At 71.0% G+C, this 12595-nt stretch carries 10 protein-coding genes and 1 pseudogene; 4 read left to right on the top strand and 7 right to left on the bottom strand.

Annotated elements, in window-relative coordinates; all coding sequences use genetic code 11:
- Window positions 1-60: 60 nt before the first annotated feature.
- The 4 genes from ACFWBB_RS01660 to ACFWBB_RS01675 all read right to left on the bottom strand — a co-directional run bounded on the left by ACFWBB_RS01660 (window position 61) and on the right by ACFWBB_RS01675 (window position 5933).
- Entirely contained in the window at window positions 61-372 is a 312-nt protein-coding gene (locus ACFWBB_RS01660) for an STAS domain-containing protein (protein WP_385265459.1), read from the bottom strand.
- Window positions 372-4538, bottom strand: coding sequence for a SpoIIE family protein phosphatase (locus ACFWBB_RS01665; protein WP_385265462.1), 4167 nt, complete (start codon window positions 4536-4538; stop codon window positions 372-374). The genes ACFWBB_RS01660 and ACFWBB_RS01665 overlap by 1 nt, the downstream gene beginning before the upstream one ends.
- Before the next feature lie 397 nt (window positions 4539-4935).
- Window positions 4936-5445 (bottom strand): DinB family protein, encoded by a 510-nt coding sequence (locus ACFWBB_RS01670; protein WP_385265464.1) that lies wholly within the window; start codon window positions 5443-5445, stop codon window positions 4936-4938.
- Window positions 5446-5570: 125 nt separating this feature from the next.
- Entirely contained in the window at window positions 5571-5933 is a 363-nt protein-coding gene (locus ACFWBB_RS01675; protein ID WP_385265563.1) for a substrate-binding domain-containing protein, read from the bottom strand.
- A 260-nt stretch (window positions 5934-6193) separates the two neighbouring features.
- Here ACFWBB_RS01675 and ACFWBB_RS01680 point away from each other — a divergent pair, with 260 nt between their 5' ends.
- Window positions 6194-6922: a GAF and ANTAR domain-containing protein gene (locus tag ACFWBB_RS01680; protein WP_385265467.1), complete on the top strand. Its 729-nt coding sequence runs from the start codon at window positions 6194-6196 to the stop codon at window positions 6920-6922.
- Window positions 6923-7152: 230 nt separating this feature from the next.
- On the opposite strand, the gene ACFWBB_RS01685 is transcribed toward ACFWBB_RS01680, so the two are convergent.
- Window positions 7153-7575, bottom strand: coding sequence for a VOC family protein (locus ACFWBB_RS01685; RefSeq protein ID WP_385265469.1), 423 nt, complete (start codon window positions 7573-7575; stop codon window positions 7153-7155).
- Window positions 7576-7675: 100 nt separating this feature from the next.
- Between ACFWBB_RS01685 and ACFWBB_RS01690 the strand changes: the two genes are divergently transcribed.
- Window positions 7676-8665: a helix-turn-helix transcriptional regulator gene (locus tag ACFWBB_RS01690; protein WP_385265472.1), complete on the top strand. Its 990-nt coding sequence runs from the start codon at window positions 7676-7678 to the stop codon at window positions 8663-8665.
- 280 nt (window positions 8666-8945) lie between these two features.
- Here ACFWBB_RS01690 and ACFWBB_RS01695 read toward each other — a convergent pair whose 3' ends face one another.
- Window positions 8946-9596, bottom strand: a complete 651-nt coding sequence (locus ACFWBB_RS01695; RefSeq protein ID WP_385265475.1) for an MOSC domain-containing protein — start codon at window positions 9594-9596, stop codon at window positions 8946-8948.
- A gap of 113 nt (window positions 9597-9709) precedes the next feature.
- Between ACFWBB_RS01695 and ACFWBB_RS01700 the strand changes: the two genes are divergently transcribed.
- Entirely contained in the window at window positions 9710-10216 is a 507-nt protein-coding gene (locus tag ACFWBB_RS01700) for a DUF6584 family protein (RefSeq protein ID WP_385265479.1), read from the top strand.
- 113 nt (window positions 10217-10329) lie between these two features.
- Window positions 10330-10661: pseudogene (locus ACFWBB_RS01705) on the top strand (pyruvate formate-lyase 1-activating enzyme); the annotation flags it as partial.
- Here ACFWBB_RS01705 and ACFWBB_RS01710 read toward each other — a convergent pair.
- Entirely contained in the window at window positions 10655-12367 is a 1713-nt protein-coding gene (locus ACFWBB_RS01710; RefSeq protein WP_385265482.1) for a SulP family inorganic anion transporter, read from the bottom strand. The pseudogene ACFWBB_RS01705 and the gene ACFWBB_RS01710 sit on opposite strands and share 7 nt — an antisense overlap.
- Window positions 12368-12595 lie beyond the last annotated feature (228 nt).

Genomic DNA, 12595 nt, shown 5'->3' on the forward strand with positions numbered 1-12595 from the left:
GAACTGCCTCGCAATATACGTAAGTTGGTCTTTCGACGAGTCGACCCTGAGCGCCGCCCTTCAGGGTGTGGTGGAACCGTCCGTGGGCAGGAGTCGGACGTCGACGAGACGGGTGAGGCCGGAAACCGTCAGGACCGGCTGGAGCAGCGGGGTGGCGATGAGTTCGAGGCGTTCGGCATGGACGAACAGCACGTTGAGGCCGGCGCTGTCCAGGTATTCCACGTCGGTCAGGTCGACGACGAGCGGCCCCGGCACAGCGTCGATCGCGTCGGCGAGTGTGGTGCTGTTGCTCATGTCGATCTCGCCCGCGACGGTCAGCAGGGTGCCGCCGTCGGTGGTTCTGCCGTGAGTGAGGGTCAGCTGAGTGGGCATTACACGATCCTCGTGTGCATCTCGACGGTGGTGCCCAAGGGGCCGGGTGTGATGGTCACTTGGCTCGACAGAGCCTTCATGATGCCGAGGCCCCGGCCACGGTGGGGCGTGTCGGCCGGGTTGCCGGGCTTCCACGTCCCGCTGTCCGCCACGATCACCCGGACGGTGTCGGAGGAGGTCTCGGCGCACAGCCGGATGATCCCGTCAGGAGTGGCTCGGTGGCCGTGTTCCACGGCGTTGGCACAGGCTTCACCGGCGGCGATGAGTACGTCCTGCGCGGTCCGCCGGGGCAGATCGCATCGGGTGAGCCAGTCGCGCAGGGCGTGCCGCGCGCCGGCGAGCTGTCCGGACTCGGCGGGAAACGCGAACCGCAAGGGGCCCGGGTACCGGTAGAGCAGGAGGGCGACATCGTCGTCGTAGCCGCCCGCGGGGGCCAGCTCGGACATGAGGCGGTCGGCCAGCCCTCGCGCGGCGAGGTCGCGGCCGCTCTGCATCACCTCGCCGGCCCGGGCGATGCCCACGTCCAGCGATTGCCGTCGGCGCTCGACGAGACCGTCGGTGTAGACCAGGAGCGAGGAGCGGGCGGGGAGCGGGCAGACGTGCTCGGGACGGTCGAGAGTGGGGCGGACGGCCAGGGGAAGGGCGTCTCCGGCTTCGAGCAGGCGCGTACCGCCGTCCGGGAGCGCGAGCACGCCCGGCGGATGGCCGGCACTGGAGTAGGTCAGGACTCCGGTCCGGGGGTCGAGGACGCCGCAGAACACGGTCGTGCACATCGCACCGGGGATGCCTTTGGCGAAGTGGTCGAGAGCCATGAGCGTGCGGGCCGGGCTGGGATCCTGGAGGAACAGGGCACGGCAGGCACTGCGCAGCTGGCCCATGACGGTGGCTGCCTGCAGGCCGCGTCCGACGCAGTCGCCGACCACGATGCCGATCCGGTCGTCCGGCAGGGGGATGACGTCGTACCAGTCCCCGCCGATCTCCAGCGGTGGAGTGGCGGGCTCGTAGCGCGCGGCGAAGCCCTCGGGGAGTCGGGAGGGGCCGAGGATGGCGCGTTGCAGGGTGAGAGCGGTCTCGCGCTGCTGGTCGATCTGGTGGGCGCGGGTGAGTGCCTGGGCCAGATGACCGGCGAGAAGCACGAGCAGTAGTTCGTCCTCGCGGCTGAAGCGGTGTGCCGCGCCCGCGCCCAGTTCGATCCACAGCGCCATGGGGCCGTCGGGGTGCTCGAGCAGGACACCGGCACCGGTGGCTTCGTGGACCGGGGTGAGCAGGGGCCGATGCTGAAGGTCGCTGATCGTGCGCTGCCGTTGGGCCGGGACGTCCTGCCAGGTCAGCGGGCGGGTGGCGGTGAGGTGCGGATGGCCGGCCGTGGCGAAGACCGCCGACAGGACGTGTTCGGCCCGCCACAGCTCCTGGAGCAGTTCCAAAGCCGTCGTGAGTGCTTCGTGCAGGCCGGCCGCCTCGGCGAGGCGGGTGCTGAGAGAGGCGAGGGCGCTCTCGCGTTGGATGGCATGGCGTTCGGCCGTGACGTCGCGGAAGGTGCCCACGATCATCCGCCGTCCGCTGTCGGGATCGTGGGCGTCGTTGAAGGCGGCCCTGACGTACAACCGGTGCCCGTCCCGGTGGGTGAGGGGAAGGGTGTGGCTGCCGTGCCCGTGCGTGAGCAGGTGGGCGAAGGCGTCGGCCACCTGCCGGTGGGCCTCGGGGTCGGTCACGGCATCCGGCCACCAGGGGTGGGCCCGGGGGTAGGGAAGCCCGTCGGTGCCATGGCCGAGCACCTGGGTGAACGCGGCGTTGATCTCGAGGACGGTGCCGGTGTCGTCCATGACGAGCAGGGCTTCCTGCAGCGAGTCCACAAGGGCGGCGCGCCACCGTACGTGATGGGTGCGCAGACGTGCCAGTTCCACGTTGGCCCGCACCCGGGCCAGCAGTTCGGCCGCGGCGAAGGGTTTGACGAGGTAGTCGTCCGCGCCCGCCGACAAACCCTCGATGGACGCCTCCTGCCCCGCCCGGGCGGAGAGCAGCAGAATGGGCACCGAGGCGGTCCGGGTGTCCGATCTCAGGGCGCCGACGAGGGCGAGTCCGTCCAGCAGCGGCATCATCACATCGCTGACGATCAGATCCGGGGTGTGGGCGCGGGCGGCCGCCAGGGCCGCCAGACCGTCGCTCACGGCGTCCGCCCGGTATCCCGCCTCGGAGAGAATGCGGACCAGGTACTCGCGCATGTCCGCGTTGTCGTCGGCGACCAGGACCCGGGCGCGCACGGCCGGTCGGCTCGCGACCGGCGGGGAAGACGTGTCGTGCGCGGCCTTGTCCTGGACGACTGTGCCGCTGTCGGCGGGGAGCCAGCGCAGGGCTTCCTGGACGTAGGGCACGGCGGAGGCCGACGCGGGGCGGGACCGGGACGACCCGCGGACGGCGTCGGCGGGGAGGTGCGCCGACCCGAACGGCAGCCGGACGGTGAAGCGCGTACCGCGGTCCGGAGTGCTGTCCGCCGAGATGGTGCCGCCGTGCAGCACGACCAGTTCACGGACGAGGGCGAGGCCGATGCCGCTGCCCTCGTGGGATCGGGCACGGACACCGCTGATGCGGTGGAAGCGTTCGAACAGACGCGGCATCTCGTGCTCGGCGATGCCGACGCCGGTGTCGGAGACGGTCACCACCGCCCGATCGTCCTCCTCCCGGACCGTGACGCCGAGGGAACCGTCGAAGGTGAACTTGAGCGCGTTGCTCAGCAGGTTGAGGATCACCTTCTCCCACATGTCCCGGTCGACGTGGACCGGCCGGTCCAGCGCGGGGCAGTCGACGACGAGGTCGAGGCCGGCCCGGTCGACCGCGGACCGGAAGACGCTGGTGAGTTCGGCCGTCAACGCGGCGAGGTCCACCGGCTCGAAGCACGCCTGCATCCGGCCCGCTTCGATGCGGGAGAAGTCCAGCAGGGTGTTGACCAGTTTGCCCAGACGCAGCGCGTTGCGGTGGATCGCCGCCAGCTCCTGCCCGACCTGCGCGTCGGCGTCCGCGAGATGCTTCTGGAGCTCCTCGACGGGCCCGGAGATCAGCGCGAGGGGGGTGCGGAACTCATGGCTGATGTTGGAGAAGAACGTGGTCTTGGCCCGGTCGAGTTCGGCCAGTTCTTCCGCCCGCCGCTGCTGCGCACGGTAACCGCGGGCGGAGCCGATGCCGGCGGCGAGATATCCGGCGACGAGTTCGACGAACCCCCGGTAGTCCTCGTCCAGGGCACGGTACCTGTTGAGCGCGGCGACCACGAAGCCGTAGGGCGCTCCGCCCGGCTGCACCAGCGGTACGGCCAGGGCCTGTTCGGGGGGCTCCGGCCAGGAGCCGGCCGGCAGTTCGGCGACGATGTCGGCGTCGAGCCGTACCGCCACGGACGCGCCGTCGACGAGGGCTGCCACCGGCCACGGGCCGCCGGGGTCCTCGGGAGACAGGAGTTGCGGGGCCGCCGGATGGCCCGTCGGCATGCCGGTGGTGCAGGCCAGACGGGCGCCGTCGTCCTTGAGGAGGTAGGTGAGGGTGAACGGCAGGTCCGCGAGGTTGCGTTCGAGCTGACGGCCGAGGAAGGCGAGCGTCTCCGCCTCGGTACGAATGACACTGGGGTCGGAGCCCAGATCGCGCAGTGTCGCCATCCGCCGCGCGCCGACCACGCGTTCGGTGTCCTCGCTGACCACACACAGCATGCCCACCACGGCGCCGGCGTCGTCGTGCAGGGGGCTGTAGGAGAAGGTGTGGTAGGTCTCCTCCCGGTATCCGGACCGTTCCAGGAACAGCAGCAGACCCTCGTCCCACGTCGCCTCGCCCGAGGACAGGACGCGGTCGATACGGGGTCCCACGTCGGACCAGATCTCCGACCAGACCTCGCCGGCCGGACGCCCCAGGGCCCATGGGTATTTGCGTCCCAGCGTGTTGCGGCGGTAGGCGGCGTTGCAGAGGAACGTGAGATCCGGGCCCCAGGCCATCCACATGGAGAAGCGCGACGACAGCAGGATGCGTACCGCCGTCAGCAGGCTCTGCGGCCAGCCGGCCGGCGGTCCGAGCGGTGTGGCCGACCAGTCGACGGCGGCGAGATCACCGCCGATGCCGGGATCGGCGGCGAAGACGTCGGACCAGTCCGCATTGCTCGGCTCGTACCCACCGCTGTCCGCGTGCGCCACCGGATACCTGCTTCTCGTCCGTGATCGATTCGCAAGCCGGTCGTGGCCCGCAAGGATGAAGCCGTGCCACTTCCTCTGCTCATCCTCTTTCCAGGACTGCGCTCTTGTCACCTCGGGCGCCGACGAGATTATTCCGCGCCTGCCGCATCCGGACGCAACTCCGCCGTCGGGCCGCGTCCGCCCGCTCCGGGGCCACGGCCGAGAACACGGGACGCCGGGCGTCGGCCGTCGGCCGTCGCCGGTCTGACAGGCGTGCGCGTGGCGGGCCGTCCGCCGTTGCGCGAGGTGGTGAGAGACGCGGGCCTGCCTGCACCACGGCGGCGCCCGCCCTGACGTGTCCCTCATGACCGATCGGGCAGGGCAGTGGTCCTCGGGCCGGTCGGCTGTCGGTGCTTTCTCAGGCGCCCACGGTTCCGTCGACACCCTCACGCAGGAAGTCCGCGTGCCCGTTGTGGCGGCCGTACTCCAGGAGAACGTGCACCATCACCATCCTCAGCGACACCTTCTCGCCCCATCGTGCCTGGTACCCGGCCTGGTCCAGGGACTCGGCCGCCCGCTCGACACGGCGGGAGTTCTCCACCTCCGCCTCCCAGGCCGAGAACGCCTCGGCCCTCGTCGACGCACTCGCGTCGTACGCCGCCTGGAAGTCGATCCTGTCGGACCAGACCATGGGCGCGTCATGGTCCTCGAACACCCGGCGGAACCAGGCACGTTCCACCTCCGCCATGTGCCGGACCAGTCCGAGCAGCGAAAGGGTGGACGGCGGCATCGACTGCTGCCGCAGCTCCTCGTCGGAGAGCCCCTCGCACTTCATGGCGAGCGTCGCACGGTGGTAGTCGAGAAAGGCCCGCAACATGTCGCGTTCGCTTCCGAAGTGGGGCGGTCCTATGCGATTGTCGCTGGTCACTTACTGCGCTCCTCATCCGTACCGGCGTTGAGGGGCCAGTATCCCCTCCCGACGGCTCCGCTCACCCGGCTGCGGGCGGCGCGGAGCCCCCGCTCGTCGATCCGCAGCCACCCCGGGCGGGCCGGTCAACGGCCTTTCGGGTTCACCGTGATGGACGGGGTCCGCTGTTCTCCCCTACCACCAGTTCCGTACCACCAGTTCCGTACCACCAGTTCCGTCGCCACCTCCACGCGCGTCGTCTCAGGCTGCTCCCCGGACGGCAGCCGCAGGACCATCCGGGCCGCGAGCGCGGTCATGTCGGCGAGGGGAGTGCGGATCGTCGTCAGGCGTGGGGTGACCCGGTCCGCGAAGGGCAGGTCGTCGAAGCCGACCACGCTGAGGTCGGCCGGGACACACAGGCCCGGTTCGGCGGCGGCCCGGTAGGTACCCGGGGCCCGGTGATCGCTGCCGGCGGAGCGACGACCTGGTGCGCGATGAGGGGCGAGCAGGTCCGCTCCCTCGGCGACCTCATGCGGTCTTCGAGGAGGAGGGCGTCGACTCCGTCTTCTGGTTCAGCTTCGCCGGCCTCGCCACAGCCCACCGTACGACCGGACCGGACGAGAGGCATTCCATGCCCTCGCCGGGCGCTACAAGGTGCGCAACGGCCAGGGAGAGCGCACAGCCCTCCGCGCAGGCGGCACGGGAAGCCCCCGGCTGCGCCGCCAGGCCTGGTACCGCCCCGCCGCGAGGCTCGCGTGGAAAGCTGGGTATGAGAGCTGTCCGGACACGACGAGAAGCGGAGGGCGAAGTGCACTGGGACCGGTTCGCGCAGCAGATGGCGTCGATGGCCCGTGATCTCCTGGCGCAGGAATCGGTCGACGCCACGCTCCGGCGGATCACGGCGTCGGCCACGGAACTGGTGGACGGCTGCGACGCGGCCGGAATCCTGGTACTGCAGGACAAGCGCGTGGAGACTCTCGCCCCGACCGACCAGCTGGTCGTCGACAGTGATCAGCTACAGGCCAGGTTGGGTGAAGGGCCGTGCTTCGACGCGGCCCACTCCGCACAGGGAGAGCGGGTCTTCCGCATCGGGGACCTGACGGCCCAGAGATCCCGCTGGCCTGCCTACGCACCGCAGGCCCATGCACTCGGCGTGGGGAGCATGATGGGGTTCCTGCTGTTCACCGATGACGAGGACCTCGGCGCGCTCAACTTCTACTCCCGCAAACCCGGCGCGTTCACCGAGGCCAGCGAGATGGCCGGGTGGCTACTGGCCTCCCACGCGGCCATCGCCTTCTCCAGCGCCCGCACCCACGCCCAGATGGAACACGCGGTCGCCACCCGGCACGTCATCGGCGAGGCCATGGGCATCCTCATGGGGAGCCACCACATCACCGAAGAGCAGGCGTTCGACGTGCTGCGCCGCTACTCGCAGGAGAACAACGTCAAGCTTCGTGAGGTCGCCCGACTGGTCTGCGAACGGGGCACTCTCTCGTGACCTGCGGAGGGCGGCTCCCCCAGCACAACGTCCGAACCAGAGGAACCTGAGCCGGACCAACCCCATGGGAACGCCGAACCGGCCTGCGGTCCAAGTCCCCCATCCCGCCCCGTCCACACCTGGGTTCCTGGTCAGATGGCTGGGGGAGGACCTCGGGCCGCCAGGCCGCCCCCGACGGGACCCGTGACCGAGAGCTATCAGCCGCGGGCCGACCCGCTCGCCACCTGGTGTCACCCGATGTCACCTGTGTCAGCGGAGCGGGCGAACTTCTCGATCGCCGCCGGCGTGACCGGGGTGAAGAAGTTGACGAGGTTGCCGTCGGGGTCGCGGAACAGCAGCGACCGGTTGCCCCAGGGCATGGTGGTGGGCTCGTTGACGAAGTCGGTCACGAAACCGGTCAGGTTCTCGTGCACGCGGTCCACGTCGTCCACCAGGAACTCCATGATCACGCTGTGGTTCGCCGCCGGGCGGGCGGAGCCCGGCGCGAACAGCGGGACAGTACGTGTGCTGCCGATGGCGAGCGTGCCGCTCGGGGTCCTGATTTCCGCGAAGTCCTCGGTGGACCAGCTCGCCGGCACCCCGGTGGCCTTCTCGTAGAACTCGACGAGGCGGGCGACATCGCCGGTGATGACCCGGATCGAGACGAAGTCCATGGTGTTCTCCCTGATGCGTGGGTTCGTGAAGTCGTTGCACCTCGCACGCTAGAACAGATAGAGGACAGAAACGGTCCGGTATTCGCGTTAGGCTCGGACCATGTCCCGACCGACCAGCCGCGTGCTCACCCTCCTGGAGCTGCTGCAGTCGGGGGGAACCCGGACGATGGGCGAACTCGCCGACCGGCTCGGCGTGGACGCACGCACCGTGCGACGGTATGTGACCCAGCTGATCGACCTCGACGTGCCGGTCGAGGCAGTGCGCGGCCGCTACGGCGGCTACCGCCTCGCCCCCGGCTACCGTCTGCCTCCGCTCATGCTCAGCGACGACGAGGCGATCGCCGTGCTGCTCGGCCTGGTCGCCGGCCGCCGAACGGGCCTGACGACGACCACGGCCACCGCCGGCGAGACGGCAGCCGCCAAGATCCGGCGGGTGCTGCCCGAGCGGCTCACCCGCCGGCTCGACACGGTCCTGGAATCCCTCGCCTTCACGGAACCGGCCGGCGAGTTCGCCACCCCTGACTCCGAGGTCCTGCTCACCGTCGCCGACGCGGTGCGTCACCGCCGGCCGGTCTCGATCAGGTACACCGACCGTGACGGTCGGCGCACCGGCCGCACGCTGCACCCGTACGGGGTCGTAGCGCATGCGGGCCGGTGGTACGTCACCGGCGCGGACCCCGAGATCGGTGAGGACCGGACCTTCCGGCTCGACCGCGTCGCCGACGCGAGGACCCTGCCCGGCTCGTTCGAGCCGGTCGCAGGCCCGGACCCGGCGCAGCGTGTTCTGTCGGGGTTCGCCACGGCGGCGTACCGGCACGAGGTGACCCTGCGGATCCAGGGGACGGTCGAGCAGATCCGCGCCCGGCTTCCCGTCGGCGTCGCGAGCGTGGAGGAGCCCGCCTCCGGGACCGGCGCGGATTCCGCGACCGAGCGCTGGCTGCTCGTCGAGCTGCGGGTGGAGCGGCTGGACTGGCTGCCTCCGGTGCTCGCCTCCCTCGACCGGCCGTTCACCATCGAGCGCCCCGATGAGCTGCGCGACCTCGTCATCGCGTTCGCGGACCGCCTCGCCACCCGCGCCCACCAGGCCTGACGGCCGCCGCCGTCACCGGGATGAGGTCACCTCGAACCGGTCGAACGTGGCGATGCCCCGGGCGCCGTTCCAGCCGTTGACCGCGGTCACCAAGACCCCGACGTCCTGGGCGGCGCCCGCGCCTCCCGGCGTGGCCTTGCCGACGGTGGTCCAGGTGACGCCGTCCGTGCCGGCCTCCCCGGTGTACGAGCGCCGGACCTGGTCAGCCGCAGCCGCACCGGCACGGCGAAGAAGCCCGACAGCGCGATCGCGTCGCTGCTCGGGCGCTCTGATCGGCCGCCTATGCGTTCGTACGCCTGCGGGCCAGGTCCTTGCTCTCCTCCGGCAGCGCGTCGGCGACCAGCAGCCGCCGCAGCAGCTCCGGTTCACGTGTCATCGCGCGGAAGACGAGCGAGACGGTCACGTCGTGGTCGGGCCGGTGCGCGATCTCGACCGGATCGCCGGCGCGAATGTCCCCCGGCTCGATCACGCGGAGGTACGCGCCCGGCCTTGCGGCCTGGGTGAACCGCTTGATCCAACCCTCGCGCTCCAGCCAGCCCTGGAACGTCACGCACGGGATCCGCGCGCACGACACCTCCAGCACCACGTCCGGCCCGATGCGCCAACGCTCGCCGATCAGGGCGCCGTTGACGTCGAGGCCGACGGTCGTGAGGTTCTCCCCGAAGACGCCGCTGTCGAGCGGCCTGCCCAACTCGGCCTGCCAGCCGTCGAGATCCTCGCGGGCGTAGGCGTAGACGGCTTGGTCGGTGCCACCGTGGTGCTGTACGTCGTAGACCCGGTCGCCGACGAGACCGACCGCGCCGGTGCCCTTGGGGCCGGGGGCGACGACGGCCACCGGGCCGTCGACGGGCCGCTTGTCGATGCCCGTTGCGCTGAGCCCCTTCCAAGGGTTGGAGCGGGGCCTGCCGACATTGACGGAGAGCAGCTTCATGCGGCGACGGTACGGTCCGACGCGTCCGTGGGGCGACGCATTTTCCTGGCCACTGTCACTGGTGAGGGGAAACGGGTTCGACGTCGGTCCCCGCAGTAGTCGATCATGCTCCTATGCCGCTGAGAGACACTCTTGCCCGAGCCGAAGCAGACCTGGCCGCCGGGCGGGTCCCCGTCGCGCGCCAGCGCCTGCGCGGACTGGTGTCGTCCTTTCCGAACGACCTTTTGCTGCGCCGCCGCCTGGCCGAGGTGTACCGACTGTACGGAGAGCCGGCGGAAGCGGGTCGCTGGATGTACCTCGAACCCGACCGGGAACCGGCTGAGACCTCCGCCTTCGAGACGCGATACCGCACACCTCCGCAGCGCATGCGTGCACTTGCCTGGCATGGCCCCGAGTCGCTTGCCCGATCGGCCTTCGCGAGAGAGCAGCTGGCGGCAGTGCGAGCAGCGAGCTCCGATGCCGTGGGACGCCCGGTCGACTGGGACACGGTGCCGGTCGGCGGGAGCGCGGACAGCAAGGGAAGCGCCCTCACCGGCTTCCTGACGGGGGCCGGATGCCTGGTGGTGCTCCTCGCGTTCCTCGCGATCTGGGTGTACGGGCTGGTTGCCCTCTTCGACTGACTCGGACCTCAAGCGAGCGGTCACCGTGCACGAGTCGAGTCACCGATGGATCGCCGCGGAGGCCTGCCGACGGGACCTCGCGGCTTGTCGTCCGGATGGCGCGCCGGAGTCGTGTCGGCACCTACCGGAAGCTGACCGGCGGGCGGCTCGCGCCCACGCTGAGTTCCGCCAGCCGCCTCGACCGTCTCGGTGTCCCGACGCGGATCCGCTACGTGCTCGTTCCCGGCTGGGCCGACGATCCGCCGACCGTGGACGCCCTGGCCGGCTTCGTCGCGGGGCTCGAAGCGGTCGAGCGGGTCGACGTGCCGCCCTTCCAGAAACCAGCCCCGAAGTACGAGACGCTCGGCATCCCCTTTCCCCTGCGCGACGACACCGCGGTTCCAGACCCGGCCTGACCGGGAGTGTCCGCGAGCGCTTCAGGGAGCGGGGCGTGGCCGCCTACTGACGTTCGAGCCACGCCCGGTACGCGGCGACGGCGGTCGGCAGCGTCAGGAACATCCGGTCCTTGCCGACCGCGTCCGCGAGTCCGTACGCCTCCAGGTCGTCCAGCAGGTCCTGCTTCACCCGGGCGAGAGCGAACACGACGCCCCGGCCGGTCAGTTCGCGGCGCAGCTCGTCGACCGCGTCGAGGGCGGTGATGTCGACCTCGACATTGGCCTCGGTGTTGAGGACGAACCAGCGGACGGTGTCGGCCTGTTCGTCGACGGCGGCCAGGGCGCGGCGCCGGAAGTCCTCCGCGTTGGCGAAGAACAGGGGCGAGTCGTAGCGGTAGACCAGCAGCCCCGGGATCGTCCGGGCCCGCGGGTAGTCGTCCACGTCGTGCATGCCGGCCACACCGGGAACCAGGCCCTCGACGGCGTCGTGCGGACGCGCCACCCGGGTAAGCAACTCGGCCACCGACAGGCCGACCGCCACGATCACCCCGTACAGGATGTCCAGGGCGAGCACCCCTGCGAGGCAGCCGAGGGCCAGCAGCAGCTCCCTTCGGCGGAAGGAAGCCAGCCGGCGGAAGCCCGCGAGGTCGATCATGCGCACCGCGGCGTAGACGACGAGTGCGCCGAGCACGGCGGACGGGGTTCTCGTGAGCAGCGGGCTGAGGAAGAGCAGCACACCGAGCACCACCGCGCCGGCGACCAGTGAGTACGCCTGGCTGCGGGCACCCCCCGAGGCCGCGAGCGCGGTGCGGCTGGCGCTGCTGCTCACCGGGAAGCCGTGCAGCACTCCGGCGCCCAGGTTGGCCGCGCCCAGAGCGAGGAACTCCTGGTTGGCGTCGAGCCCGGGACCTTCGTCGTCGCGGACGGTGAAGGCCCGCGCGGTGAGGATGAAGTCGGTGTAGGCGACCAGCAGCACGCCGAGGGCGGGCAGCACGAGATGCGGCAGCTCGCCCAGGTCCGGGACGGCGAGGCCCGGCAGACCGGACGGGACCTCGCCGATCACCTTGAGCCCGTACCGCCCGTCGAGGTCGAAGACCACGACGGAGGCCGTGCCGAGGACGACGGCGAGCAGCGGGCCGGGCACGGCACGGGCATAACGGGCCGTCACGAAGAGGAACAGGAGGACGACGGCGGAGAAGACGACGGTCGCCGGGTGCGCGTCGGGCAGGTGCACGAGGAAGGACCACAGCTGGGGGAAGAACTCCGCGCCGCTCGTCTTCACCCCGGTGAGCTTGGGCAGCTGGTCCACCATCATGATGAGAGCCACGCCCGCGAGATAGCCGATCAGGACGGGGCGGGACAGCAGGTCCGCGAAGAAGCCGAGCCGTACCACCCGGGCGACCAGGCACAGCAGCCCGACCGTGACCGCCAGGGCCGCCGCGAGGGAGGCGTAGCGCCCGGGGTCACCCGCGGCGAGCGGTGCGACCACGGTGGCCGTCATGAGGGCCGTCGTGGACTCGGGGCCGACCGACAGCAGCCGCGAGGAACCGAACAGGGCGTACATCGCGAGCGCCGGGAGGATCGCCCACAGCCCGGCCACCGGCGGCAGCCCGGCCACCTCCCCGTACGCCATGACCTGCGGCACCAGATATGCGGCGACGGTCACCCCGGCGAGCAGGTCACCCGTGAGCCACGCGCGCCGGTAGCCGAGGAGCGCGACGAGACCGGGCACCAGCCGGCGCCACTGCGCGATGTGTCTCTCCGGGCCCTGGGACATCTGCCGCCTTCCGTCGCCTGGCCCCATGATCCATCGGTCGCGAGAGCTACGGCGGGAGCCCGTGCCCGGCGTGCCGCGTCCGGTGTGCCGCGCGACCGGCCCAACGACCCCTGTGAACAGGGCCGTTCGGCGCCGCGATCACGGACCTTCGGCAGCCGTCGCCGGCGGCTCGCGCGGCCGGAGTTGAGTGGTGTCAGGCACCGACCGGACCGCCTTCGAAGGGAACCA

Origin of the sequence: Streptomyces sp. NPDC060000, assembly GCF_042737375.1 — a bacterium.
GTDB lineage: Bacteria > Actinomycetota > Actinomycetes > Streptomycetales > Streptomycetaceae > Streptomyces.

Bases quoted from the DNA above. Each gene is read 5' to 3' on its own strand.
- ACFWBB_RS01660 (WP_385265459.1), bottom strand. From the start codon at position 372: ATGCCCACTCAGCTGACCCTCACTCACGGCAGAACCACCGACGGCGGC.
- ACFWBB_RS01680 (WP_385265467.1), top strand. From the start codon at position 6,194: ATGAGAGCTGTCCGGACACGACGAGAAGCGGAGGGCGAAGTGCACTGG.
- ACFWBB_RS01685 (WP_385265469.1), bottom strand. From the start codon at position 7,575: ATGGACTTCGTCTCGATCCGGGTCATCACCGGCGATGTCGCCCGCCTC.
- ACFWBB_RS01690 (WP_385265472.1), top strand. From the start codon at position 7,676: ATGTCCCGACCGACCAGCCGCGTGCTCACCCTCCTGGAGCTGCTGCAG.
- ACFWBB_RS01695 (WP_385265475.1), bottom strand. From the start codon at position 9,596: ATGAAGCTGCTCTCCGTCAATGTCGGCAGGCCCCGCTCCAACCCTTGG.
- ACFWBB_RS01700 (WP_385265479.1), top strand. From the start codon at position 9,710: ATGCCGCTGAGAGACACTCTTGCCCGAGCCGAAGCAGACCTGGCCGCC.
- ACFWBB_RS01710 (WP_385265482.1), bottom strand. From the start codon at position 12,367: ATGTCCCAGGGCCCGGAGAGACACATCGCGCAGTGGCGCCGGCTGGTG.